The following is a 26980-nucleotide window of genomic DNA, read 5'->3' as shown; positions in this document are numbered from 1 at the left end:
ATTAAGTTGAATTTATAATACTTTTTGAAGTTTAAAATTAAATTTTAAGGTAGAACCACTCCTCTCAACCGTTACATAAACAGTTTTACCAACCCTTTCATTCATCATTTCGCTCACTTGTTGCAAAGAATAATTGTGCACATTCTTTTTATTAACCTGTAAAATAACATCCCCTTCTCTCAAACCTACTATGGCTGCTGGACTACCATCTCTAATTTCGGCTATTTCAAGCGCAGGATGTAATTCAAAATTATATTGTTTTTGAAGGTATATTTTAACCCCTTGATTGTTACTTTCATTTTTAGCATATCCTTCTTCATTTCTTACTAATGCTTTAACCATTCTTAGTCCGTTATGCTGAAGTTCAATTCCGCTCATATTATATTTAAAAGGATCTTTAAAATTTCCATTTCGTTTAAAAGTAATTTGCTCATTTGTATAATCAAAAACCAGATCAAATCTCCTTAATATCTCTGAACCTATGGAGCCATTTCTATCGCGCATAGAAGTTATATATTGTATAGAAACAGCATCAGGGTATGCCACTTTAGCTTCTTTTAATTCAAATTCTCCTAATGTAAACCGCTGTACTCTAGCACGTTTCCCATGTACCTTACCACTTAATCCATATCCTAAAAAATCATCAAAAAACTTAAGAGGTCCAGAAATCTCACCCTCAGTATTCTCAAAAAGCCATAGCGCATCAGAACTTCCGCTATCTATTAACAGTTTTACTTTTTTCTCGTCTATAGCAGTATATTGCTTAACATTGGCATACACATAGGCTTTACTCCCTTCAAGTGTTAAAGGTAAAGTTTCGCACTTATTACACCTTTTATAATTATAGGAATCAGGATTATAAAACTTCATTTTCTTTGCACTATAATCTACTTCAACCACAAAGTTTTTCAGTAAATCGTACCCAATAATTCCATGTACTTTATACCCCATTTGAGGAGAAAAGTTTAGTCCGCTATCGGTAATTAAATAAAAATCTTGATTATAATTATAGACGTCTCCAAGTTTAAAAACATTTCCTTTAGAATGCAATGCTTTTATAGGCTGTCCGCCTCCCAGACCTCGAAGAATAATTTCTTTGGTATTTTTAATTTCTACGGAATCACTATCTGTGATATTAAAAAGGATAGGTTTATTAACTCCTGTGTCTAAAATAAATGACAATTCCACACCATTTACTTTTACTGGTAACACAATTAGGTTATTTACAAAATCAAATTTGACTTTTTCAAATTTCTCATCTTCTCTTAAACTAAATCCTCCTTGTGCATAAGAAAAAAAGCAAACAGCAAACAGTAATCCACATACAATATGTTTCTTTAAAGTAGCCATAACGACAAGCTTTACTTGCTCGTTCCTTTAAAATTACTAAAAAAACTTCAGTTTTAATCATAATTTAACATTTTGTAATATCAAGAAGAACGTTGTATATGTAACGATTTATAAAATATATTTTGCAAATTTGCACGATATAAAATTTGAGTTATGCCTATAATTTCTGACAAAGGCCGAAAAATGCCTGAATCCCCTATAAGAAAGTTAGTTCCTTATGCTGAAGATGCTAAGAAGAGAGGAATCAATGTATTTCATTTAAATATTGGTCAGCCCGATATTAAAACACCTCAAGTAGCTCTTGATGCTGTTAAAAATAATACGCTAGAGATACTAGAATATAGCAGAAGTGAAGGTTCTGAGGAGTATAGAACTAAATTAGCTAAATATTACGCTGGACGTGATATAAATGTTGACCCGAAAGAAATTATTATTACTACTGGAGGTTCAGAAGCACTAATGTTTAGCATGGGCTCTATTACAGATACCGATGATGAAATTATTATTCCTGAACCTTTTTATGCAAACTATAATGGTTTTGCAACTGCATCTGGAGTAAAAGTAGTTCCGGTAGTTTCTAAAATTGACAATAATTTTGCGCTTCCTCCAATTGAGGATTTTGAAAAATTAATTACTCCTAAAACAAAGGCTATTTTAATTTGTAATCCTGGAAATCCAACAGGATATATGTACTCTAAAGAAGAAATTAAAAAATTAGCTTCTATTGTAAGAAAACACGATTTATTTTTAATTGCCGATGAAGTATACCGTGAGTTTGCATATGATGGTGCAGAGCATTACTCAATCCTACAAGAAGAAGGATTAGAAAATAATGCTATTGTTATTGATTCTGTATCTAAACGCTACAGCATGTGTGGCGCTAGAATAGGATGTTTAATTACAAGAAATAAAGAAGTAATAAATACTGCATTAAAATTTGCTCAGGCTAGATTATCTCCGCCTTCTTTTGCTTTAATAGCTAGTGAAGCAGCGCTAGAAACTCCTCAAAGTTATTTTGACGAAGTTATTGAAGAATATGTTGAAAGAAGAGATTTATTAATTTCTGAATTACATAAAATAGAAGGTGTAACAGTAGCAAAACCTCAAGGTGCATTTTACTGTATAGCCAAATTACCAGTAAAAAACACTGATGAATTTGCACAATGGCTTTTAGAGGAATTTGAACTAAATGGCGAAACTGTTATGGTTGCTCCTGCTGCAGGTTTTTATTCAACTCCTGGAATTGGGTACGACCAAGTTAGAATTGCTTATGTTTTAAAGAAAGAAAACCTTGTAAAAGCAGTTACTATTTTAAAAGAAGCTCTAAAAAAATACAATGCATAAACAAGATGCCATTCTTCATAACATCTCATTAAAACCATACAATACTTTTGGAATTGATGTAAAGGCAAAAAATTTTATTGCTGTTTCCTCTTTGAAAGAACTTAAAGAGGTGTTCTTATTAAAAGAATACCCAACTAAGTTTATTCTTGGAGGAGGCAGTAATATGCTTCTTACAAAAGATGTTGATGATTTAGTGGTAAACATTAATCTTAAAGGGAAAGAAATTATTTCTGAAAGTGGTAATACTACCCTTGTTAAGGTTAAAGCTGGAGAAAACTGGCATGAATTTGTACTCTGGGCACTCAGTCAAAATTTGGGTGGCGTAGAGAATTTATCATTAATTCCTGGTAATGTAGGTACAGCTCCTATTCAAAATATTGGGGCTTATGGAGTAGAATTAAAAGATGTATTTTATTCTTGTGAGGCTTTAAATACTAAAACCTTGGAAGTTAAACCATTTTTTAAAGAGGAATGCAATTTTGGATATCGAGATTCTTACTTCAAGAGAAATAAGGGGGAATATATTATAACTTCGGTTACTTTTAAGCTTACCAATACAGACCATAAACTCAATATTTCTTATGGTGCTATTGAGGCAGAATTAAAAAATAAGAAAGTAACACATCCAACAATTACAGACATCTCTAATGCGGTTATAAGTATTAGAAAAAGTAAACTTCCAGACCCAAAAGAATTAGGAAATAGTGGTAGTTTCTTTAAAAATCCAATAATTAATAAGTCACAATTTGAAAATTTATTGGCAACCAATCCAATGATGCCCCATTATGTAGTTTCAGCTAACGAAATTAAAATTCCAGCAGGTTGGTTAATAGAACAATGTGGATTTAAAGGAAAAAGATTTGGAGATGCTGGAGTCCATAAAAACCAAGCCTTGGTGATAGTTAATTACGGAAATGCAAGCGGAAAAGAACTATGGGAACTAGCGCTTAGCATCCAACAATCGGTTAAAGAAAAATTCAATATCAATATAGAACCAGAAGTAAATATTTATTAAACGTAAATAGAAAAATATACGTACACGTACTTTTTATCGTTTAAATTAATAAATTTGGTCACCCCATCGAAATTTATAAAACTTCAATGGCAATTTCTATTTATATGTTATAAGCATAAAATCGCATGAGTCAACTTCTTGAAAAAAATATTATAACCCTCCTTGAAAAAAAAGAGGAAAAAGGAATGTCCCTTTTATATGAATATTATGGAGACACGCTCTTTGGTGTTGCTTTAAAAATAACTAAAGACGAAGATCTTGCCAAGGACGTTTTGCAAATAAGTTTAATGAAGATTTGGAAGAAAATAGACACTTACGATGCAAAAAAGTCTAAGCTTTTTACGTGGATGTTTCGCATTACTCGAAATACAGCCATTGATAAAATAAGAAGTTTGAATTTAAAACGCGATCAAGAGATCCAAATCGAAGTTTCAGACGTATATAATTTAGGAGTTGATAGTGTAAACCCTGAGCACATTGATATAAAGAAGCATTTAGGCTCACTTGACGACAAATATCAAATAGTTATGGAAGCCTTATTTTTCCAAGGCATGACTCAACAAGAAGCCAGTGAAGCATTAGACATTCCTTTAGGGACTATAAAGTCTAGACTTAAAATTGGTCTTAGAGAACTAAGACGTATATATGACCCTGCTATGTTGTCAATTTTGTTTTATTTGATAATTAAGTGAAAGCCATGAAAAACGAAGTAAAAATATTTTTAGAAAGCGACTTGTTGGAACGCTATTTAGTTGGCGAAACAAGTTATGAAGAAGAAGTTCGTGTAGAACACTATTTAGATACTTACCCAGAAGTAGAAAAGGAATACAATACATTACAAGATAATTTAGAATTATACGCTAAAGCACATGCAAAACAAGCTCCTTTAAACATAAAAGAGGCTGTTTTAGATGAAATTAAAAGTGACATAGAGAGTGATAATTCAACTAAAAAATCCATTCCATGGTATTTTATTGCTGCATGTATTACTACCTTCCTTTTTGGAGCTACAACAATTACCCTTTGGAAGCAAAACAAATTGCTTTCCAATGAAAAAAATACAGTAGCTAGCCAAATTGAGAATTTAAAGAAAGACATTGTTACAACAAATTCTAAATTAGAAAACATAAAAAGTAAATACGCCGTTTTAAATGATCCTGAAACTCGTAAATATGTTATCCACGGAAATGAAAGAGCAAAAAATTTAAGATCTGTAGCATACATCAATTCTAAAGAAAGAATTTCTGCTATAAACGTTGTTTCCATGCCCGACCTTCCAGAAGACAAAGAGTTTAAAATGTGGGCTGAAGTAAATGGAGAAATGGTAAGCTTAGGAGTTTTGGAAAAAGCAGACCGAAAATTAATGGCACTCCCTTTTCAAGACAATGCTACTAATTACAAAATAACTATTGAGTCTAAAGGTAATAATGACTTTGCTTCTATTGATAGTGAAGTTGCCAATATAAAAATTGAAGAAGAAGAAAAATAAAGATTACAAATCAAGCTAACTAAATTTATTTAAAGCCTCAGCGTAACTGCTGAGGCTTTATTTTTTATGAAAGCTTTGTAACTATTTATTTTGATGTTTTGTAACTTTGCACCAAATTAACAGCCTCGAGGCAAGTCCACGAGGTATTCAAAAGAAATAAATTGACTCATTTGGTGCAGAGCCCTTCGGAGAAAATCAGAGCGGGCTTTGGGAACTTAAACCCTCTATGAAGGATTTAAAAGGTCATTATGAAATTTTTTCGAGTCTTTTACGTCTAAACAATAAAAAGAAAGCGTCAAAAATGAAACTTTTATTAATTAGCATAGTATTATTAGGTTTAGCATTCGCTGGAATTGCTATAAAAATATGGGGTAAAAAAGACGGTAAATTTGCTGGAACATGCGCTAGCCAGTCGCCTTTTTTAAACAAAGAAGGAGAAGCTTGTAGTTTTTGTGGTAAGATGCCAGATGAGCAAGACTGCAAAGCAGAACCTCAGCATAATTAATTTTTTTTGATATTTTCTTTCTTAATAAATAGAAACTACTAAAAGTGTAAGAATCTACATTTAAATTCTTTATACTATTTTCTATTTATTATCTTTAGGAAACTATCTCGAGGGAAGCCCATGAGGTATTCAAAAGAAAATAATTTAATCCCTACCTACATAGAGCCCTTCGGTAAACACTGGACAGGCTTTGGGGAATAAAACCCTCAATAAGGGATTCAAATCTCGATTATCGAGTAAATAAAAAAACAAAAATTATATTGCCAGTAACCGCACAACACATTCAAGAATCTATTCTTCGCGCAAAAGAAGGAGACCAAAAGTCGTTCAGCTTTCTTCTTGATAATTTTTGGGTTGATGTGTATAGCTTTCAATTATTACGAACTAGAAATGAAAATGAAGCGGAAGATATTACAATTCGCACCTTCTCAAAAGCGTTTGATAAAATAGACACTTACAATAGCGATTTTGAATTTAAAACATGGTTAATTACCATTTCCAAAAACATTCATATTGATCTTATTCGCAAGAAGAAATCAGAACTGAATCATAAAACAATTCTACAAGAAGAAAGTAGCATCTACAATCTAGCAGATGACACTCCTACTGCGGAAGACAATTTAATTACCGAACAAAACCTCGCTACTTTACTTCAGCATATAAAAAAATTAAAACCACATTATCAACAGGTTATCAATTTAAGATACTTCCAAGAATTATCATACACCGAAATTGCTCAAGAATTAGACGAGCCTCTTAATAATGTAAAGGTTAAACTCCTCAGAGCAAAAAAATTACTTGCTGAAATTATTCATCAGAAAAAGAAATAATTTTTTTATACTTTCACTGCCTAATTAACTAGACTAACTTAAAAGTGATACGCTTTATTAAAAAATTAGGCCCCGGACTTTTATTTGCTGGTGCAGCAATTGGGGTGTCCCATTTAGTCCAATCTACCAGAGCAGGAGCCGATTATGGCTATGGTCTACTTTGGGCATTACTATTAGTTCATTTATTTAAATATCCATTTTTTCAATACGGGCCTCGGTATGCCATGGCCACTGGAGAGAGTCTTTTAGATGGCTACAGAAAATTAGGAAAGGGAGTTTTGCTTCTTTATTTTATCCTGAATTTCACTACTATGTTTACCATTCAAACGGCAGTAACCATTGTTACCGCTGGATTGGCGTCTAATTTATTCGGAATTACTACCAACCCAATTATATGGAGTATTATTATTACTCTTATATGTATGGTTATTTTAATGCTTGGAAAATATAAGTTATTAGATAATTTGATGAAAATTATTATTACAACCCTAACCATTTGTACTGTAATTGCCATTTTTATAGCCTCATCAAAGTCTACAGCACACCTTAGTTTTTCTCAAGTTATTCCTACAGAAACTGCAGGCCTTGCCTTCATTATTGCATTTATGGGCTGGATGCCCGCTCCTCTAGATGTTTCTGTTTGGCATTCCTTATGGGCGCTAGAAAAAAAGAAAATGGAAAAAACATACAAAACTAAACGCTCTATAACCGATTTTAATATTGGGTACCTCAGCACCATTATTTTAGGAATTTTCTTTTTAAGTCTTGGTGCTTTAGTAATGCATAGCGCCAATGAAAGCTTTAATAGTGGTGCAACACAATTTGCATTTCAGTTTATAAACATGTACACAGAAACCCTAGGAACATATACTTATTATATTATTGCCATTGCTGCATTTACCGCAATGTTTAGCACAACCTTAACCACGTTGGATGCTTCTCCAAGAGCTATGGCAAAAAGCACTACGCTACTATTTAATATTGATGGAAAGTACCACTTTGCAAGTTGGATAATAATTTTGGCTCTTGGAACAATTTGCATTTTACTTTTTCTTTTATCAGAAATGAAAATGCTTATTGATATTGCTACTATTTTATCGTTTGTTACCGCTCCTTTTTACGCCATTATAAACTATAAATTAGTTACTTCTAAACATATGCCTAAAAAATGGAGACCCAGTAAGTCGATGCATGTTTTAAGTTGGGCTGGGATTATTTTTTTAATAGGATTTTCGATTTGGTATCTTTTATCACTTTAAAAAAAGTAGAAAATCTTATCCTATTAGTTGATGACAGATTAACTTAATTTTCAAACTTAACTTTGTATCTTTGTAGTCTAAAATTTCGATATGAGTGTAGATACTGCAAGTAGCATTGCTCCACCTAGAAAAGGGAAACCTAAATGGTTACGAGTAAAACTGCCGACCGGAAAAAAATATACAGAATTAAGAGGTTTAGTAGACAAGTACAACCTTCATACTATTTGTACTTCTGGTAGTTGCCCAAATATGGGGGAATGCTGGGGAGAAGGTACTGCTACTTTTATGATCTTAGGGAATGTTTGTACACGTTCTTGTGGGTTTTGTGGTGTAAAAACTGGACGACCAGAAACTGTAGATTGGGAAGAACCAGAAAAAGTAGCACGTTCTATAAAAATTATGAGCATTAAACATGCTGTAATTACTTCTGTAGATAGAGACGACTTAAAAGATATGGGATCTATTATATGGGCAGAAACTGTAAAATCTATCCGTAGAATGAATCCTACTACCACATTAGAGACACTAATTCCAGATTTCCAAGGAGTAGAAAGAAATATAGATCGTATTGTTGAAGTTTCTCCTGAAGTGGTTTCTCACAACATGGAAACTGTAAGAAGACTAACACGTGAGGTTAGAATTCAAGCAAAATACGACCGTAGCTTGGCTGTTTTAAAATATTTAAAAGATCAAGGAATTAATAGAACCAAATCGGGTATTATGCTTGGTTTAGGCGAAAAAGAAGAAGAAGTTATTGAAACCCTACACGATCTTAGAAAAGCTGATGTAGATGTAGTAACTATTGGACAATATTTACAGCCTTCAAAAAAACACTTACCTGTAAAACAGTTTGTTACTCCAGATCAATTTAAAAAATATGAAGAAATAGGATTAGACCTAGGATTTAGACATGTAGAAAGTGGAGCTTTGGTAAGATCTTCTTACAAAGCACATAAACACATATTATAAAAATGACGCCGCTTTAAAAGGCGGCTTTTTTAATCACACCCTCATCAATAGTAGGGATAAACCCACCTTAGTGGGATTGAATAAATTATCTTGAAAAAAATTAGAATCGCCATAAACGGTTTCGGAAGAATTGGCCGCACTGTTTTCAGATTACTTTTAGAAAATTCTGAAATAGAAGTTGTAGCTATAAATGATTTAGCAGACACGCATACATTAAGTCATTTACTTAAATATGATAGTATTCATGGTGTTTTAAAAAAAGACATTCAACACAATAGAGACCACATAATTGTAGACGGAAAATCTTTTCCCCTATTAAATTGCAATACTTTAACTGCAATTAATTGGAAACCTTTTAATGTTGATTTTGTTATTGAAGCTACTGGAAAATTTAAATCTAGAGAACAATTACAGCATCATATTATTGGAGGAGCTAAAAAGGTAATTTTAGCCGTTCCTCCAAGTGACGATTCTATAAAAATGGTAGTGCTAGGAGTGAATGAAAACATTTTGGATGGCACAGAAGATATTATCTCCAACGCCTCTTGCACCACCAATAATGCAGCGCCAATGATTAAAGTTATAAAAGAACTTTGTGGCATTGAGCAAGCATATATTACTACCGTACATTCCTACACATCCGATCAAAGCCTGCACGATCAACCCCATCGTGATTTACGGCGTGCGCGTGCTGCAGGTCAATCTATTGTTCCTACAACAACAGGCGCGGCTAAAGCCTTAACAAGTATTTTTCCAGAACTTAGTGATACTATAGGAGGTTGTGGAATAAGAGTTCCCGTACCAGACGGTTCTTTAACAGATATTACCTTTAATGTTAAAAAAGAAACTTCCATTGAAGCAGTAAATAATGCTTTTAAAGATGCTTCCAATAGCAGTTTAAAAAATATTTTAGACTACACAGAAGACCCTATTGTGTCTGTAGATATTATAAACAGTCCATACTCTTGCACTTTCGATTCGCAAATGACATCGGTTATCGGAAAAATGGTAAAAATCATTGGGTGGTATGATAACGAATACGGATATAGCAGTCGGATTGTCGATTTAATTCAGCTTATTAAATAGAAATAATTATATTTACTGCATAGCACTAATTGTAATTATGCGCTTTGTAGCCCTCATAATCTTTTTTTTAATGTCATCTATTTCTATAGGTGCACAGACTAATATTGCCTTTAAAGATAGTCTTGAATCTATCACAAAAAGAGTATATGAGTATAAAAATAATGGCGATTATGAAAAGGCTCTATCAGATATAGAAAAAGGACTTCAGCTAGCTGCTAGCTCTGATAATATTGAATCTATTGTAGATTTCTACAATCTTTCTGCTAGATTAAACATTCAATACAAGAAACCTATAAATCCAGGAATTTATTTAAAAGAAGCTAGAGAAGTTCTCAGTTTATATAAATATAATGACGGTAGAGCGCTTACTGCAATTTTAGAAGCCTATTTAGCTGCGAAGGATCAAGATAAGACTAAAGCATATACACTCATAAACGAAGCTTTAGAAGCTGTTGACTATAACGATAAAAGTTTATTAAATAGTGTGCTTTTTTACGAAGGGCTTACCCACAATGAATTAGGAGAATACAACAAGGCAAAGTCCATTTTTCAAAAAATGATTCCTCCAGATCATAAATACGAAAAACATTACCTCTCTGCTGCTTCACAATTAGTTTTAGCAAATATTTATGCGAAGGACAGTAACTACGAAAGTGCGGGGATTTTACTAGATAATGTTCTAAGAATTGCTGCTCGCCAAAAATTTCCAAGAATTCTACTGGGTACTAATTTATTAAAGTATCAGATTGCTAATAAAAAAGAAGATTATTATGCGGCTCTTTTATATTACAAAAAAGCAGACAGCATAAAAGAAAAATATTTCGGGGCAGATATTTTAAGAAAGCAAAATGAAGCTGCTCATACTAACGAAGCGCAATTTCTAAACAATGTAATTGCAAGAATGAGTCAAGATGAAATTGAACAACAACAAAAAGTAAACATCTCCAAACTCACCTCTGTTTTAAGTTCTGCATTGTTAATTATTATTTCTCTTTTAACAATTTCATTATACAGAAACAATCAAATAAAATTTAAAACAAACGATTTATTACTGAAAAAAAATAAAGAGTTACAAATAGCAAAAGAAGATGCCGAAAAGGCCATGCGAGCTAAAGGTCAATTCTTATCTACTGTTAGTCACGAATTGCGCACCCCTCTCTATGCCGTAACTGGATTGACACATTTACTATTAGAAGAAGACCCAAAAGCAAGTCAAAAAGAACATCTAAAATCGTTGAAGTTTTCTGGAGAATACCTCTTGGATTTTATTAATGACATCTTACAAATTAATAAAATAGACGCTAATAAGCTAGTTGCCGAAAAAATAATTTTCGATTTTAATAAAACCCTCGAAGATGTTATTTATTCCCTAAGGCAAACCGCCAAAGAGAACAAGAATGTAATTATCCTAAATATTGACGAGAACATTCCTAAAAAACTTATTGGAGATCCGCTTAAACTTTCTCAAATCTTAATCAATTTAGTTGGAAATGCTTTAAAATTTACTGAAAACGGAAAAGTTATTGTAAATGCTAAACTTCTAAATTCTGACAAGGGAAGATATAAAATTCATTTTGAAGTAAATGATGAAGGAATAGGCATTTCTGAAGAGATGCAGCAAAATATTTTTGAAAGTTTTTCTCAAGGTTCTATTCAGATTAATAGAAAATATGGAGGTACAGGATTAGGATTAACCATTGTAAGAAGTTTATTAAGCTTATTCAATAGCGACATAAATGTGAAAAGTGAAATTGGAATGGGAAGTTCATTTTATTTTAGTCTTGAATTTACCACCCCAGATCCTTCCGAAATTATAGAGGTAGGATCTGAAGATCTTGAAGAAGCTATTTTAAAAGATTTATATTTTTTGATAGTTGAAGACAATAAAATCAATCAAGTTATTACTAAAAAAATGCTAGCCAAGAAAGGTATTAACTGTGATGTTGCAGACAATGGATATGATGCTATTAAATTAGCTAAAGAAAACACATATGATCTTATTTTAATGGACATCCATATGCCAGGAATTAGCGGATTAAAAGCTACCGAAGAAATTAGAAAATTCGATAAAAATATCCCTATTATTGCGTTAACGGCATTAACTATTGATGAAAGTACAGACGATTTCTTTAGTTATGGCTGTAATGATATTATTACAAAACCTTTTAAACCAGATTTATTCTATAAAATTATTGGCACTTCAATTTTAAAAACCACTAATCAAGTTTAAGAATTTATAGCTACAAAGTCCAAAACAAGAGCATCAAACATTTCTTTATTATTTAAAAATGTAGTTTCAATTGGCATATAATAAACATTATCCAGCTGTTTTTCCAATCTTACAAAATCTTTTTCTGTAGTTAAGACGAAGTCCTTTTCTTTTAAACCTTCAATTTCAGAAGCTGAGAAATTGTGATGATCTGGATATTTATAATGTTTAAAACTTAATCCTTTTTCAGACAAATACTTCAAAAAAGGTTCTGGATGTGCAATTCCTGTAACTACTGTAATTTCCTTCTCTTTAAGCGTATCAACTAAAAGTGAACTTGTATTAGAAAATACTTCATTTTTATAATTAATCCCCGTAAAAAATACTTTCTGGTTAGGTTGTACCTTTAATTGCTGAATTATTTGTTGTTGATTTTCCGAAGAAAAATCTAACGGACATTTAGTTACTAGAATAACGTCCGCTCTTTTAGCCTGCGATTTCAAATCTCGGAGATTCCCAGCTGGGAGCAAAAAATCGTTAGTATACAAATCGTTATGCATGGTTAAAAGAATATTTAATCCAGCCTTCACTTTTCGGTGTTGAAAAGCATCATCTAAAAGTATAACATCAGGATGTAAAACTTCCTTTAATTCAGAAATTCCATGGCGTCTATCTTCATCTACAGCAACAGCAACCCCTTTCAATTTCTTAAAATATTGAAAAGGTTCGTCTCCAATTTTTTCAACAGAAATATTTTCATTTGCTAAAACAAAACCTTTAGAAGCACGTTTATAACCCCTACTTAAAATGGCTGTTTTATATTTTTTACGAAGAAGTGTAGCAATATATTCTGTCATTGGAGTTTTTCCAGTCCCCCCAACACTAACATTCCCGATACAAATAACAGGAAAATCGTAACTTACCGATTTGAAAAACTGAATATCAAATAAGTAGTTCCTTAAAAAAATGATAGCTCCATATATCCATGAAACCGGTAAGAGCAATTTTCTCCATCTTCGCATAAAGCGAAATTAGAATATTTTATCTTTGAAAAAAAATGACTGTATGCTTATTCAAGATGTAATTAATGCCATAGAAGAAATTGCGCCACTTCCTTATGCTGAAGATTTTGACAATGTAGGTTTGCTTATAGGCGATAAAACCGAAAAAACAACAGGTGTTTTAGTGTGTTTAGACACACTTGAAGAAGTTGTTGATGAGGCTATTGAGAAAAATTGTAATCTTATTGTTAGTTTTCATCCAATTATTTTTAGCGGATTAAAAAAAATAACGGGAAAGAATTATGTAGAGCGCGTGGTATTAAAAGCTATTAAAAATAATATTTCCATTTATTCCCCACATACTGCATTAGACAATAGTTTTGTTGGTGTAAACGCAAAGATTTGTGATGTACTAGGACTGAAAAATAAAAAAGTTTTAATTCCGCAGAAAAGCACTATTAAGAAACTAATTACATTTGTTCCAACAAATAGTGCAGACAAATTACGAGAAGCTCTTTTTAATGTAGGCGGAGGTTCTATTGGAAATTACGACCATTGTAGTTTTAATATTCAAGGCAAAGGGAGTTTTAAAGGAAATGAAGCTTCAAATCCAGTAATTGGAGAAAAGGGAATTACACATTTTGAAGAAGAAACTCAAATTGGAATTACATTTCCAAAGCATTTAGAAAGTAAAATTTTAAATACACTATTTGCAAATCATCCTTATGAAGAGGTAGCTTATGAAGTTACAACCCTTGAAAATACAAACCAACACATTGGTATTGGGATGATTGGAGAGTTGGAAACTGCACAAAATCCAATAGAATTTCTTAAATTCGTAAAAGAACGTATGCAAACGGGGTGTGTAAGGCATTCGAAACTAATTGATAAGAAAATAAAAAAAGTAGCTGTTTTGGGTGGTAGTGGAGCATTTGCAATTCCCAATGCCGTCATGGCTGGAGCTGATATTTACATTACAGGCGATGTAAAATATCACGACTTTTACAAGGCTGAAAACAAGATAATTATAGCCGATATTGGTCATTATGAAACCGAACAGTTCACAAAAAATCTTTTAGTTGAGTATCTTACAAAAAAATTCACTAATTTTGCAGTCGTTTTATCAGTTTGTAATACAAATCCCGTCAAGTATTTATAAAAAATATGGCAAAGAAAATAGAAGCAACAGTAGAAGAAAAGTTAAGAACCTTATACGATTTGCAACTTATCGATTCTAGAATCGATGAAATAAGAAATGTTCGTGGTGAATTACCTTTAGAGGTTGAAGATTTAGAGGATGAAGTAGAAGGTTTAAGAACACGTTTAGATAAACTCAACGGGAATCTTGAAGAAATCACTCAAGAGATTGCCAATAAGAAAAACCTTATTGAGGAGTCTAAATCTTCTATTAAAAAATATACCGAGCAACAAAAGAATGTTCGTAATAATAGAGAGTTCAACTCTTTATCTAAAGAAATTGAATTTCAGGAATTAGAAATTGAATTGGCTGAAAAACACATCAAAGAATTCAAAGCTCAAATTGAGCAGAAAAAAGAGGTGATTAATCAATCTAAAGAGCGTTTATCTGAAAGAGAAAGTCACTTAAAGCACAAAAAAGGAGAGCTTGATGATATCTTGAAGGAAACTGAAAAAGAAGAAAAAACTTTAATGGATAAGAGTCTCTCTTATGAAGACCTTATTGAAGAAAGACTACTTTCTGCTTACAAAAGAATCCGTGGAAGTGTTAAAAACGGGTTAGCTGTTGTAGCTATTGAACGTGGTGCTTCTGGAGGTTCTTTCTTTACAATTCCACCACAAGTACAAATGGAAATTGCATCTCGTAAAAAAATTATTACAGATGAGCACAGTGGTAGAATTTTGGTAGACCCAACACTTGCCGAAGAAGAAAAACAAAAAATGGAAGATCTTTTTGCTTCTATTTAAAACACTAAGATATATAATTTAAGCCTCGCAAATTTGCGAGGCTTTTTTTATCCTTCAACTTTTGTATATTTAAACTAACTATCTCTTTAGTAGATTTCATAATATTTAAACAATTTAAAATTGCCTAGAAAACTAGAATCTTTAAAAGATAAAAAAAAGGAAAAAACCTCCATTAGAGATTCTTTTAATGCTTTTAAGTACATTCCTCGTTTTTCATCAGAAATATGGAAAACAAGTAGGGTTATGTATTCCATAAATACATTTGCAAGACTCCTTAATGCCTTTGCTCCTGTTATTTTACTTTGGGTGGGAAAACTTATCATTGATGAGATTATCTTACAAATAAATACGCCAGAAAAAGACTATTCGCTCCTATGGAAATATGTTGCTTTAGAATTATTTGTGGCTTTAATATCCGATTTAATAAGCAGGCTAATAACTTTAACAGATAGTTTGTTAGGCGATTTATATGCCAATAAGTCTTCGGTAACCATTATCAAAAAAACCAACGAAATAGGCATTAGTCAGCTTGAAGATCCCGATTTTTATGACAAACTGGAGCGTGCCCGCACCCAAACTACAAGTCGCGTTAACCTCATGTCCAACATACTAACACAAGTACAAAGTGTTATTAGTATGATTTCTTTAATTGCGGGACTTATTTATTTTGAGCCTATTCTTATTGCCATTCTTATTTTGAGTATTATCCCTTCTTTTATTAATGAAATAAAATTTAGCTCTCAAAGCTATTCCCTGGCTAGAAGTTGGACTTCCGAACGCCGAGAATTAGATTATTTACGTTTTGTAGGAGCTAATGACAAAACTGCAAAAGAAATCAAGCTTTTTGGTTTAACAGACTATGTAGCCAACAGATTTAAAGTTTTATCCGACGAGTATTACGAGCTTAATAAGAAGTTGGCTGTTAAAAGAAGTACCTATGGAGCACTATTTAATCTATTAGGGGTTCTCTCCTACTATTCTGCATACATTCTTATTATTTATAGGGTTTTAACTGGAAATATATCTATTGGAGAACTTACTTTTTTAAGTGGATCTTTTAATAGATTACGAAATAACTTACAAGGATTTTTCACTCGCTTTACCAGAATTTCTCAAAGTGCTTTATACTTAAAAGACTATTTTGATTTTATCGATATAGAAGTAAAAGAAGATACTTCTAATGAAATTCCGATTCCTTCCACTATTAAAGAAGGTTTTGTTTTAGAAGATGTAAGCTTTAAATACCCTGGAAATAAAGAATATGTTTTAAAAGGAATTTCATTTAAACTAAAGGCAGGTGAAAAAATGGCTTTTGTGGGACAAAATGGAGCGGGAAAAACTACTTTAATAAAATTATTTTTACGCTTTTATGAGCCAACATCTGGAACAATTTATTTAGATGGTATTGACATAAAAAGATTTAATAAAGACGAGTATCAAAAAATATTTGGAGTAATATTTCAAGATTTCTTTAAGTATGAATTTACCGTTAAAGAAAATATTGCAGTAGGGAAAATTGATGAAATTGAAAATCAAGACCGTATAGAAAAAGCTGCGGTACAAAGCTTAGCTTCGGAGGTAGTTAGTGAACTCAAAAAAGGATACAATCAGCAATTAGGAAAACGATTTAATAAAGGGCAAGAATTATCTGGTGGACAATGGCAAAAAATAGCACTCGCTAGAGCTTATATGAAAGACGCCGATGTTTTAATTTTAGACGAACCTACCTCTGCCCTCGATGCAAAAGCAGAGTTTGATGTATTTGAACGCTTTATAGGACTCACAAAAGGAAAAACAAGCATTATTATCTCCCACCGATTTAGTACCGTAAGAATGGCAGATACTATTTTAGTTTTGAAAGATGGGAAGGTTCATGAAATTGGAACACATGAAGCTTTAATGAATAACGAGAGTTTATACGCCGAGCTTTTCTCATTACAAGCTTCAGGATATCAATAAGACTATACTTTTTCTGGAGCATCACAGAGAGTAACTGCTTTTCCTAAATATGCTGGATTATTTATATTATCAATAATAAAATGAGCAACATCAAGTCTAGAAATATGATTTGTAGGAACTCTTCCTTTCTCTAAAACAATATAATTAGGGGTTTCAAAAGTTTCATCTTTCAGCCCCATAGGTCTAATTATTGTATAAGGTAAGGCACTTCCTCTCACTAATTTTTCCTGATTAGAATGGTCTAAAATATGCCCTTTCAATATTGTTTTTGCAAACGCTTTACTTAGAAAACCTAATTGATCTATACTCTCGTTAACCCCCGCAGAACTCATTATCCACACACGGGCTTTACTATTTCGAGCCTCTAAAGCTGCTATTATATTTTTAGTACTTTCAGTACGTACCGACGAGCACTTGAGACTATCCGCTCCAACAGCTATAACCACTGCCTCAAAATTATTATTACAAATAAGGTTTTTTATAGCAACCTCATCTAGAGCATCTCCATGAACTACTTTCACTCCTGTTTGAGGTCTATCCAGTTTTTCTGGAGAACGAACAAAAACAGTTACACGATGCCCTTCATTAACTGCCAACTTTACAATATGCCGACCTGTTCTTCCTGTAGCACCAATTACGAGAATTTCCATAGTTTTAAAATTAAAATATCAAGATACGTTAATTTCTATTATTCTTAAATAATTAATATCTCTTATTAAATGTATTGAAAATATTAGAGTTTTCAAGGCTAATTAAATAGAATTTAACGGTTTTAAAATCCTTAAATTACCTCCTCAATTACAGATGTTCCTTTAGAAAAATCATCAGAAGTCCATTCCCAACTTTCATGAAGCTTTATACGTCCATTTTCTAAAACCTCTGGTGTTGAGATACATTTACCAGTTTTTATATCTCCATTGATATCAATTTGATGATAACGCATATCTATCACTCCAGCTTCATTTACGAGACCAATTAAATGCCCTTTTAAAATTACTCCTCCACTATATGTAGCTGTTAGAATATTTCCTTCTTGTTTGTAATAAAAAATAGTTTCTTTGGATGTTTGTCCGTTTTCAGAATTTGAAATGGCTTTAAAAACCCTATTGTTGTAGTTTATAAGACTCATTATTTTGATAATTTTTCTAAGATAGCATTCTCTATCTCTTCACTATCCCATTTTTCTTTGATGTTTTCCATTTTCATAATTTCATCCATAATTTCCTTCTGAAAATCTCCCACACGAAGCGCTTCAGAATAAGGATGTTCAGAAAAAGTAACCCTACTGTACAAAGGCATCCATTTTTCTGGATGCTTATCAGAAAAATGCTTTTCTATTTTCTTTCTCAACAAGAAGTTTTCATCAGCAGTTTTAGAACTCATTTCTACAAAATTCCTATAACTCAATTCTGCAATTGCATCAGTATTGGGTTTTCGAGAAGCTTCATATTCATTAAAAATAGTATGCCAATCATCCCCATACTTTTCAATAAGTTCATTTAAAACAGTAATATCTTCAAAACCAGCATTCATTCCTTGTCCATAAAACGGTACAATAGCATGAGCTGCATCTCCAATTAAGGCTACTTTATCCCAATAACTCCAAGGCTCACACTTAATAGTTACCAAAGAGCTTGTTGGGTTTTTAAAAAAATCTTTTATTAAATCTGGAATTACATCCACAGCATCTTCAAAATGCTTTATAAAAAAAGCTTCTAACTTTTCTTCGGTATCTAATCCTTCAAAAGAAATTTCTCCCTCAATTGGCATAAATAATGTACACGTAAAACTTCCATCCAAATTGGGGAGCGCTATAAGCATAAACTCGCCTCTGGGCCAGATATGAAGAGAATTATCATTTAATTTATGAGTTCCATCTGGATTTGCAGGAATACTCAACTCTTTATACCCTGTTTTTAAAAAATGCTGACTGTAATTAAACATACTACGCCGTTGCATTTTATGTCGGATTCTAGAAAAAGCACCATCAGCTCCAAAAACTATATCATATGGATGTGCTTCCCACTCCCCTTTTTCTGTTTCTCCGGTATAAATAATAGCGTCGGAAAGAGAAACATCCCACACTTTAGAATTAAAAACAAAATTTACACCAGCCTCTTCAGCTAAATCAATCATTTTTTTATTTAATATCCCTCTAGAAATAGAATAAATAGCTTCGCCTTCTTTTCCATAATATTGAAAATACACTGGTTTATTAGGCGTATGAATTGCTCTTTTATCCATTGGAATAGCTATTTCTTTGATGGGAGCATCAATTCCTATGGTTTCTAACGCTTTCCATCCACGCGTAGACATAGCCAAGTTAATAGACCTCCCAGAAAACTCCATCGTTCTAATATCTGGTCGTCTATCAAACACGTCAACCTGATGTCCTTTTTTTTGTAAATAAATAGCTAATAAACTTCCTACGAGTCCGCTTCCGGTAATCGCAATCTTTTTTGGCGTTTGCATGTGGATATAAAATATAAAAAGTCCCGCTTATGCGGGATTCTTCACAAAGTTAACAAATTATACCGTTTTATTAACCTATGTCAATAACAACAAGTGCTATCTGTACTTATATTTGAAATTAGTTACCTCATAATAAGCTTATGAAGTATTAATTAGAAGAAATAAAAGACAATTCGACGTAGAGCCCTTCGGTAAACTCAGGACAGGCTCTAGGGAATAAAACTCTCAATGAGGGATTCAAATTTCAATTATAAAAATAAAAAAATATAAACCTATGAAAACAAATCAGCCTTTATTAGAAAGTTATAATTTAGGAGCTTTTACTTTAAAAAATAAAATTATAATGGCGCCAATGACGCGCTCCAGGGCAGACAACTCTGAAAATGCTCCAACAGATTTAATGGCTACCTATTATGAGCAAAGAGCAAGCGCAGGATTAATAATTTCTGAAGGAACTCAAGTATCTAAAGAAGCTGTTGGTTATATAAATACGCCTGGCATCCACTCAAAAGCACAAGTAGAAGGTTGGAAAAAAGTTACAAAAGCAGTTCATAATAAAGACGGAAAAATATATGCCCAGCTATGGCATGTAGGTAGGATGTCTCATCCTTATTTTCATAATGGAGCGCTTCCTTTAGCGCCAAGCGCTGTAAATCCAAATGATAAAGTGTATACTCCAGAAGGATTTAAAGATACCGTTGCTCCAAAAGAAATGACGCAAGAAGATATTGAAAAAACAATTGCCGATTTCAAACAAGCAGCTATAAATGCTAAAGAAGCAGGTTTTGATGGGGTGGAGATTCATTCGTCAAATGGCTATTTATTCCATCAGTTTTTTAATAACAGTTCTAATAAAAGAACTGATGACTATGGTGGAAACATAGTAAATAAAACAAGATTCTTTTTTGAAGTTTTAGAAGAAATAAAGACGGTTTTCCCAGAAAATAGAATAGGAATACGATTAAATCCATCCTTAAATGGAGTCTTTGGAATGACTGCAGATGAAGAAACCATTCCAACTTTTGACTATATTGTAGAGAAGTTGAATGATTACAATTTGGCTTATTTACATTTATCGGAACCCTTTACCGATGTTTCTGAAATTCCTTTTTTAGTTTCTGAAATTGCTAAACATTACCGTCCATTATACAACGGAACGTTAATGATTAATACTAACTTTAATCAAGAGCGAGGGAATAAAGTATTAGAAGAAGGAAATGCAGATTTAGTTGCCTATGGAAAACCATTTATATCAAATCCAGATTTACCAGAACGTTTTGCTTTAAACGCTCCAATTGCAGATTGGGATCAAGATACTTTTTACACTCCAGGAGCAAAAGGTTATACAGATTATCCAACTTATAAATAATCAACTACCTCGAGGCAAGCCTACGAGGTATTCAAAAGAAACAAATTAAATCCATTTCGATGCAGAGCCCTTCGGTAAACTCTGGACAGGCTCTGGGAATTAAACCCTCAATGAGGAATTAAAATAAACTGATAATTAATGTTTTAAAAATAATCCGTATCTTATAGTAGTTTAAAACATTAAATTATGAGTGAAAATAAATTGGAGAGAATGCGAAAAATACTTTCAAAATTGGAAGATATTAAAAACACCCAAGAAAGTAGCATTGATAAAATTAATCATGTAATAACAGATTTATTTCAGCATCCAGATCCAAAACTTGAAAAAGTAATGGAAGATGCACATCAAAGAGCTTCCGACAATGTAGACATGGTTAGAGAAGCTATGAATGAGTACCAAGAACGGGTTAACAAGCTTACACCCGATGAATAAACTACTTCGAAGTACTATGAAATGTTATTAGAAGAAAAGAAATAAGACATTTTAAATAGTTTACGAGGTTTAAATCTCGATTATCGAGTAATTTTATTTGCAACTTATTAAAAAGTAGGAGTTAAAACTTCTACTTTTTTTTTGCTTTTTTTTAACAGCAACAAAAAATCTATACTGTTTTTATGGGCGTATATATGATGAGTTGAAATCAGCTATCTCGAGGCAAGCCTACGAGGTATTTAAAGAAAAAATAATTTAACCCATTTCGACGTTGAGCCCTTCGGTAAACTCTGGACAGGCTTTGGGGAATAAAACCCTCAATAAAGGATTTAAAATACCGCTTTAAGCGTCTATATATATTTCAATGAACCCTTGCCTAAAGCAGGGGTTTTTCTTTTTACAAAACCCTATAAAAAACTTAATAACAGTAAATTACGCGTTAAACAATGTTAATTCGTCTTACAAGAAGCAATCATTTGATTAACTTAAACCTACAAATCAACCTTTGCTAATTTGTAAGAAATTAGTGAAATAAAAAAATAAAAATTATGAGAGATATTATTTGGTTAATCGTTGTTATTTTAATTATTGGATGGTTAGTTGGCTATTTTGGCTTTGGAGAAGCTGTTGGAAGTTTAATCCATATCTTGCTGGTATTGGCTATTATAGGTATACTTTACCGACTTGCAACTGGAAGAAGACCATAAAAAATAAAAAAAATTACTTTTAAAAGATCCAAACTCAAATTTGCTCCGTATATAAAGTAATCATTACATAGTAGTAGGTATTAGTTTAGGGAAAAAGCCTCTCGTTTTTATATCGAGAGGCTTTTTATTTATAGATATTTTCTTACTAATCTTTTTTCCCTTTTTAATATATTTTGCACGGTTATCTCCTATTTTTGTGTTTATGCAAGCATCTATTTACAAACACGTATCAGAATATATAAACTTAACTGCTGAAGAAAAATCATTTTTTTTCAGTTTGTTAACACCGTTGTCTCTCAATAAAAAAGAAAATCTAATTGAGGCAAATGAAGCAGTAGATGCACAATACTTTGTAGTTGAAGGTTGTTTAAAAGCTTATGAACTTGATGAACAAGGTCAAGAACACATTATACAATTTGCTATAGAAGATTGGTGGATAAGCGATTTCAAAGCTTTTTACAGGCAAGAAAAATCTAGTCTTTATATAGAATGTATTGAAGACACCAAGCTTTTAAAAATAACTAAGTCGGATTTAGAAGAACTATTTGTACAAGTGCCAAAGTTTAATCGTTTTTTTAGAATTAAACTCACTAATGCCTTTTTATCAATGCAAGATCGAATCCTTGGAGCTTTAGATAAAAATAGTGCAGAACGGTATCTTGATTTTTTAAAAAGTTACCCAAATATTGAACAAAGAGTTCCAAATTACCTTATTGCAAACTATTTAGGAATTAAACCAGAAAGTTTGAGTAGGTTAAGAAGAAATTTAGCAAAATAGCTTTAAATGATTTTAGTGCAGAACATCCAAGAGTTAAATACGCTATAATGGATTAAAAAAAATGCCTATTTTTATATAAAAATTGAAACCCCTATGAAACAAATACTCCTACTCTTCTCTATTTTAGTTCTTGCATTAAGCTGTAAGAAAAAAGAAGTCAATCCAAAAACTTTAAATCCTTTAGAAAAAATAGCTTATGCCAATGGCTTTGAAAACTGGAAGAATGTTGAAGAAATAAAATTTACATTTAATGTAGATAGAGATACCGCCCATTTTGAAAGAAGCTGGGAATGGAAACCGAAAACGGATGAAATAACTCTTATAAAAAACGGGGAAGCTTTAACTTTTAAAAGGAGTCAGATTTTAAGTGATGCTGAACTAGCAGCCGATAAAAATTTTATTAACGATGTTTATTGGTTACTCGCTCCTTTCAAACTAGTTTGGGATGATGGGATTGATTATGAAGAACCTATAATGGAAATAGCTCCTATTAGTAAAGATTCCTTACAAAAAACTACAATTACTTACACCAATCAAGGAGGATATACTCCCGGAGATGCCTACGATTTTTATGTAGATAAGAATAACGAAGTAAAAGAATGGGTATATCGTGAGGATAATAGCACCTCAAAATGTATGATGACTACTTGGGAAGATTATAAAGATTTTAATGGGATAAAAATTGCCACCATGCATCAAAATGAAAATGGTGTTTTTAAACTATATTTTACAAATATTGAAGTAAAAGTTGCTAAAAACTAAACCCGAGTAATAAAATTCAGTTTGCCCCGAATTAATAAATATTAGTATATAGTACTTAGTATTAAGAGTTTTTTTGTTTGCCACGAATTCACTAATGTTTTTCAGTACACAGATAGTAATTAGAGTTAAGAAGCTACAAATACCATTCCGTGTATCAGTGTCCAAAACTATAGAAACTGAAAATTGTTGCCACGAATTCACTAATGTTTTTCAGTACACAGATAGTACTTAGAGTTAAGAAGCTACAAATACCATTCCGTGTATCAGTGTCCAAAACTATAGAAACTGAAAATTGTTGCCACGAATTCACTAATATTTTTCAGTACATAGTACTTAGAGTTAAGAAGCTACAAATACCATCCGTGTATCAGTGTCCAAAACTATAGAAACTGAAAATTGTTGCCACGAATTCACTAATATTTTTCAGTACATAGTACTTAGGGTTAAGAAGCTACAAATACCATCCGTGTATCAGTGTCCAAAACTATAGAAACTGAAAATTGTTGCCACGGATTCACTAATATTTTTCAGCACATAGTACTTAGTATTTAGAGTTAAGAAGCTACAAATACCATCCGTGTATCGGTGTCCAAAACTATAGAAACTGAAAATTGTTGTCACGGATTCACTAATATTTTTCAGCACATAGTACTTAGTATTTAGAGTTAAGAAGCTACAAATACCATCCGTGTATCGGTGTCCAAAACTATAGAAACTGAAAATTGTTGCCACGGATTCACTAATATCTTTCAGTACATAGTACTTAGTATTTAGAATTAAGAAGCTACAAATACCATCCGTGTATCGGTGTTCAAAACTATAGAAACTGAAAATTGTTGCCACGAATTCACTAATATTTTTCAGCACATAGTACTTAGTATTTAGAGTTAAGAAGCTACAAATACCATCCATGTATCGGTGTCCAAAACTACAGAAACTGAAAATTGTTGCCACGGATTCACTAATGTTTTTTCAGTATTTAGAGAAGCAAACACCCAAGCGGGTGCGAGGCATTTTTATTACTTGAAATTAATTGTAATAAATTCATTTAATATTGAATTTAAACACTAATAAGCGACTTTACTAACAATATTCTACTTGTAAGAAAAGTCGCTTATTAACGTCTAACCAAACATATAAATATAATTAAAAAGAGATGAAAACTACACTTTATAAAGCCAACACTAGAGGACACGCAAATCATGGTTGGTTAAATGCTTACCATAGCTTTAGTTTTGCTAATTACTTTGATCCTCAACGTATGAATTTTGGAGTTTTACGTGTTTTAAACGATGATACTATTGCACCGGGAATGGGCTTTGGTAAACACCCTCACGATAATATGGAGATTATAACTATTCCTCTTTATGGCGACTTAGAGCATGAAGATAGTATGGGGAATAAAGAAGTAATTCGAGAAGGAGACGTACAATCTATGTCGGCTGGAACTGGAGTTGTGCATAGTGAGTATAATAAAAATCGTGATAAAGAAGTAAAGCTTCTACAAATTTGGTTAATGCCTAAAAAAAGAAATGTAACGCCTTTTTACGATCAAATAAGTTTAAAACTAGAAGATAGAAAAAATAAATTTCAGCAAATAGTTTCTCCTAATAGTGATGATGCTGGGGTAACTATAAACCAAGATGCTTGGTTTAATATAACAGAAATGGATGCTGAAAAAGAATTGGAGTACAAATTACACAATCCTAAAAACGGGGTTTATGCTTTTATTCTAGAAGGGGATGTTTCTATAAATGAAGAAAAATTAAACCGACGAGATGCTTTAGGAATCCAAGAAGTAGAATTATTAACTATTGTTGCTAATACAGATGCAAAATTGCTTTTAATGGAGATTCCAATGTCTTAAGCTATTATCAAAAAAAGTACTTCAAAACAGAAGAGGTCTAAAAAGCAATTCTTAGTTGTAAAACTAAGCTTGAAGCTGTAAAACTGAGCTTGTCGAAGTTTAAACAACTAACACTCAAAAAAAATCCTTCGACAAGCTGGATGACATTTAGAGTTTAGATGCTTTTTAGACCTCTTTTTATATAGATAAATTTATTTTTAATTCTCTAAAATCCCTTGTTTTAATATTTGTCCGAAACGATACATTTCTTCAAACGAATTATAAAAAGGAGTTGGTGCTAATCTAATTACATTTGGTTCTCTCCAATCGGTTATCACTCCATTTTTCATTAAATAATCAAAGAGCGCCTTCCCTTGTCCATGTAAAAACACCGATAATTGACACCCGCGATCTTTAGGAGTTATAATTTCAAAAATGGTAGTTTCTCCAAGTTCAACATCAATTTCATGCAAAACAAATTCTAAATATGCAGTTAGCAACTTACTTTTCTCTATAAGCAAATCCATATTTACCTCATCAAATAAAGAAAGTGATGCCAAATAAGGCGCCATACTTAATACTGGTGCATTACTAATTTGCCATGCTTCTGCGTTTGGCATAGGCTCAAACTCTGGCTCCATTAAAAAACGTGTTTCCTTTTTTGTTCCCCACCAACCTTCAAAACGAGGAATGTCTTTTCTATCTAAATATTTTTCATTCACAAAAATTCCAGATGCATTCCCTGGCCCACTATTCATATATTTATAACTGCACCAAGCAGCAAAATCCACTCCCCAATTATGTAATTGTAACTTTATATTTCCTGCTGCATGTGCCAAATCCCAACCTACAAATGCACCTTGCTTTTGTCCTGCTTCGGTAATAGTTCTAATGTCAAAAACTTGCCCGTTGTAATAATTAACCCCACCAATTAACACTAACGCAAGTTCATCTCCTACTTCTTCTATTGTTTTTAAAATATCTTCAAGATGCCAATGGTTTTCTCCGTCTCTCTTTTTTACTTCTACAATAGCCTCTTCTGGATTAAAACCATGAAAACGCACTTGACTAGCCAACATATATTGATCTGATGGAAAGGCTTTTTCTTCACATATTATTTTAAATCTCTTTGCTGAAGGTCTGTAAAAAGAAACCATTAATAAATGAAGATTTACCGTTAGGGTATTCATTACGGTTACTTCTTCTGGTTTTGCACCTACTACTTTTGCTAGAGGAGCAGCCAAACGTTCATGATAATCCCACCAAGGTTTTTCTGCTTTAAAATGACCTTCTACAGCGAGTCCGCCCCAATCGTTCATAATTTCGTTTACGTATTTCTGACTTCTTTTTGGCTGAAGTCCTAAAGAGTTTCCTGTAAAATAAATTACTTCCTTTTCGTTAATTACTGGAAAAATAAATTCGTCTTTATAAGAAGCCAATTTATCTTGTGCATCCAATTTTTTTGCAAACTCAGCTGTATTTTTAAATTGCATAATCTTGAGGTTTTCGCAAAAATAACGACTTAATTTGGAAGGACGAAGTTTAAAAGAACACAACTAGGTTTTGTATTAATTCTACCCTAAATAATGTTGTTCATTTTTTTATCAATCAACTACCTCGGGGCAAGCCCACAAGGTATTCAAAGGAAACAAAT

Annotated in this window: 25 protein-coding genes; 19 read left to right on the top strand and 6 right to left on the bottom strand. The window is 32.3% G+C overall.

All coding sequences use genetic code 11. The features are described from left to right. Positions 1 to 12: 12 nt before the first annotated feature. Positions 13 to 1350, bottom strand: coding sequence for an aspartyl protease family protein (locus JOOMADRAFT_RS07095; protein ID WP_008612247.1), 1338 nt, complete (start codon positions 1348 to 1350; stop codon positions 13 to 15). A 153-nt stretch (positions 1351 to 1503) separates the two neighbouring features. On the opposite strand from JOOMADRAFT_RS07095, the gene JOOMADRAFT_RS07090 reads away from it, so the two are divergent. The 10 genes from JOOMADRAFT_RS07090 (at position 1504) to JOOMADRAFT_RS07045 (ending at position 12077) form a co-directional block, all read left to right on the top strand. Further along, complete coding sequence (locus JOOMADRAFT_RS07090; protein WP_008612245.1) at positions 1504 to 2694, top strand: pyridoxal phosphate-dependent aminotransferase; 1191 nt, start codon at positions 1504 to 1506, stop codon at positions 2692 to 2694. Beyond that, the gene (gene murB, locus JOOMADRAFT_RS07085; protein WP_008612244.1) at positions 2687 to 3709 is read left to right on the top strand and encodes a UDP-N-acetylmuramate dehydrogenase; all 1023 of its coding nucleotides are present in this window, start codon (positions 2687 to 2689) and stop codon (positions 3707 to 3709) included. Before JOOMADRAFT_RS07090 ends, murB begins: the two co-directional genes overlap by 8 nt. Before the next feature lie 125 nt (positions 3710 to 3834). Continuing rightward, positions 3835 to 4401: an RNA polymerase sigma factor gene (locus tag JOOMADRAFT_RS07080; RefSeq protein ID WP_008612243.1), complete on the top strand. Its 567-nt coding sequence runs from the start codon at positions 3835 to 3837 to the stop codon at positions 4399 to 4401. A 5-nt stretch (positions 4402 to 4406) separates the two neighbouring features. After that, positions 4407 to 5198: an anti-sigma factor gene (locus tag JOOMADRAFT_RS07075; protein WP_008612242.1), complete on the top strand. Its 792-nt coding sequence runs from the start codon at positions 4407 to 4409 to the stop codon at positions 5196 to 5198. Positions 5199 to 5499: 301 nt separating this feature from the next. Next, positions 5500 to 5703 (top strand): hypothetical protein, encoded by a 204-nt coding sequence (locus tag JOOMADRAFT_RS07070; RefSeq protein ID WP_040879965.1) that lies wholly within the window; start codon positions 5500 to 5502, stop codon positions 5701 to 5703. A 260-nt stretch (positions 5704 to 5963) separates the two neighbouring features. Further along, positions 5964 to 6533 (top strand): RNA polymerase sigma factor, encoded by a 570-nt coding sequence (locus JOOMADRAFT_RS07065; protein ID WP_008612240.1) that lies wholly within the window; start codon positions 5964 to 5966, stop codon positions 6531 to 6533. A 44-nt stretch (positions 6534 to 6577) separates the two neighbouring features. Beyond that, entirely contained in the window at positions 6578 to 7792 is a 1215-nt protein-coding gene (locus tag JOOMADRAFT_RS07060) for an Nramp family divalent metal transporter (RefSeq protein WP_008612239.1), read from the top strand. A 90-nt stretch (positions 7793 to 7882) separates the two neighbouring features. Continuing rightward, positions 7883 to 8761 carry a lipoyl synthase gene (lipA, locus tag JOOMADRAFT_RS07055; protein WP_008612238.1) on the top strand — a complete coding sequence of 293 codons (879 nt, stop codon included), beginning with the start codon at positions 7883 to 7885 and terminating at the stop codon, positions 8759 to 8761. Positions 8762 to 8851: 90 nt separating this feature from the next. Then, entirely contained in the window at positions 8852 to 9847 is a 996-nt protein-coding gene (gap, locus tag JOOMADRAFT_RS07050) for a type I glyceraldehyde-3-phosphate dehydrogenase (protein ID WP_008612236.1), read from the top strand. A 70-nt stretch (positions 9848 to 9917) separates the two neighbouring features. Then, entirely contained in the window at positions 9918 to 12077 is a 2160-nt protein-coding gene (locus JOOMADRAFT_RS07045; protein ID WP_008612233.1) for a tetratricopeptide repeat-containing hybrid sensor histidine kinase/response regulator, read from the top strand. Here the strand turns inward: JOOMADRAFT_RS07045 and lpxK are convergent. Further along, positions 12074 to 13078 (bottom strand): tetraacyldisaccharide 4'-kinase, encoded by a 1005-nt coding sequence (lpxK, locus tag JOOMADRAFT_RS07040; RefSeq protein ID WP_008612231.1) that lies wholly within the window; start codon positions 13076 to 13078, stop codon positions 12074 to 12076. The genes JOOMADRAFT_RS07045 and lpxK overlap by 4 nt on opposite strands. A 43-nt stretch (positions 13079 to 13121) precedes the next feature. On the opposite strand from lpxK, the gene JOOMADRAFT_RS07035 reads away from it, so the two are divergent. From JOOMADRAFT_RS07035 to JOOMADRAFT_RS07025, 3 genes are all read left to right on the top strand, one after another. Next, the gene (locus JOOMADRAFT_RS07035; RefSeq protein WP_008612230.1) at positions 13122 to 14216 is read left to right on the top strand and encodes a Nif3-like dinuclear metal center hexameric protein; all 1095 of its coding nucleotides are present in this window, start codon (positions 13122 to 13124) and stop codon (positions 14214 to 14216) included. A gap of 5 nt (positions 14217 to 14221) precedes the next feature. Continuing rightward, the gene (locus JOOMADRAFT_RS07030) at positions 14222 to 15001 is read left to right on the top strand and encodes a zinc ribbon domain-containing protein (protein ID WP_008612227.1); all 780 of its coding nucleotides are present in this window, start codon (positions 14222 to 14224) and stop codon (positions 14999 to 15001) included. A 120-nt stretch (positions 15002 to 15121) separates the two neighbouring features. Next, on the top strand, positions 15122 to 16960 hold the full coding sequence (locus JOOMADRAFT_RS07025) for an ABC transporter ATP-binding protein (RefSeq protein ID WP_008612226.1): 1839 nt from the start codon (positions 15122 to 15124) through the stop codon (positions 16958 to 16960). Between the two features lie 2 nt (positions 16961 to 16962). Here the strand turns inward: JOOMADRAFT_RS07025 and JOOMADRAFT_RS07020 are convergent, their stop codons facing one another. From JOOMADRAFT_RS07020 to JOOMADRAFT_RS07010, 3 genes are all read right to left on the bottom strand, one after another. Next, positions 16963 to 17610: an NAD(P)-dependent oxidoreductase gene (locus JOOMADRAFT_RS07020; RefSeq protein ID WP_008612225.1), complete on the bottom strand. Its 648-nt coding sequence runs from the start codon at positions 17608 to 17610 to the stop codon at positions 16963 to 16965. A 131-nt stretch (positions 17611 to 17741) separates the two neighbouring features. Next, a complete protein-coding gene (locus JOOMADRAFT_RS07015) occupies positions 17742 to 18089 on the bottom strand; it encodes a hypothetical protein (RefSeq protein ID WP_008612223.1) in 348 nt (115 codons plus the stop codon). Next, complete coding sequence (locus JOOMADRAFT_RS07010; protein WP_008612222.1) at positions 18089 to 19432, bottom strand: FAD-dependent oxidoreductase; 1344 nt, start codon at positions 19430 to 19432, stop codon at positions 18089 to 18091. Before JOOMADRAFT_RS07010 ends, JOOMADRAFT_RS07015 begins: the two co-directional genes overlap by 1 nt. Positions 19433 to 19706: 274 nt before the next feature. Between JOOMADRAFT_RS07010 and JOOMADRAFT_RS07005 the strand changes: the two genes are divergently transcribed. The 6 genes from JOOMADRAFT_RS07005 (at position 19707) to JOOMADRAFT_RS06980 (ending at position 25347) form a co-directional block, all read left to right on the top strand. Then, complete coding sequence (locus tag JOOMADRAFT_RS07005) at positions 19707 to 20801, top strand: alkene reductase (protein ID WP_008612221.1); 1095 nt, start codon at positions 19707 to 19709, stop codon at positions 20799 to 20801. A gap of 186 nt (positions 20802 to 20987) precedes the next feature. Then, positions 20988 to 21233 carry a hypothetical protein gene (locus JOOMADRAFT_RS07000; protein ID WP_008612220.1) on the top strand — a complete coding sequence of 82 codons (246 nt, stop codon included), beginning with the start codon at positions 20988 to 20990 and terminating at the stop codon, positions 21231 to 21233. 548 nt (positions 21234 to 21781) lie between these two features. After that, positions 21782 to 21940: a lmo0937 family membrane protein gene (locus tag JOOMADRAFT_RS20150; protein ID WP_008612219.1), complete on the top strand. Its 159-nt coding sequence runs from the start codon at positions 21782 to 21784 to the stop codon at positions 21938 to 21940. A gap of 202 nt (positions 21941 to 22142) precedes the next feature. After that, positions 22143 to 22718, top strand: a complete 576-nt coding sequence (locus tag JOOMADRAFT_RS06990; protein ID WP_008612218.1) for a Crp/Fnr family transcriptional regulator — start codon at positions 22143 to 22145, stop codon at positions 22716 to 22718. A gap of 93 nt (positions 22719 to 22811) precedes the next feature. After that, entirely contained in the window at positions 22812 to 23480 is a 669-nt protein-coding gene (locus JOOMADRAFT_RS06985; RefSeq protein ID WP_008612217.1) for a hypothetical protein, read from the top strand. Between the two features lie 1156 nt (positions 23481 to 24636). Then, positions 24637 to 25347, top strand: coding sequence for a pirin family protein (locus tag JOOMADRAFT_RS06980; RefSeq protein WP_008612216.1), 711 nt, complete (start codon positions 24637 to 24639; stop codon positions 25345 to 25347). 197 nt (positions 25348 to 25544) lie between these two features. Here the strand turns inward: JOOMADRAFT_RS06980 and kynU are convergent, their stop codons facing one another. Next, a complete protein-coding gene (gene kynU / locus JOOMADRAFT_RS06975) occupies positions 25545 to 26819 on the bottom strand; it encodes a kynureninase (protein ID WP_040879602.1) in 1275 nt (424 codons plus the stop codon). Between the last annotated feature and the right edge of the window lie 161 nt (positions 26820 to 26980).

Origin of the sequence: Galbibacter orientalis DSM 19592, from assembly GCF_000260115.1 — a bacterium.
GTDB classification, from domain to species: Bacteria; Bacteroidota; Bacteroidia; order Flavobacteriales; family Flavobacteriaceae; genus Galbibacter; species Galbibacter orientalis.
This window is presented reverse-complemented; position numbering and strand designations above follow the sequence as displayed.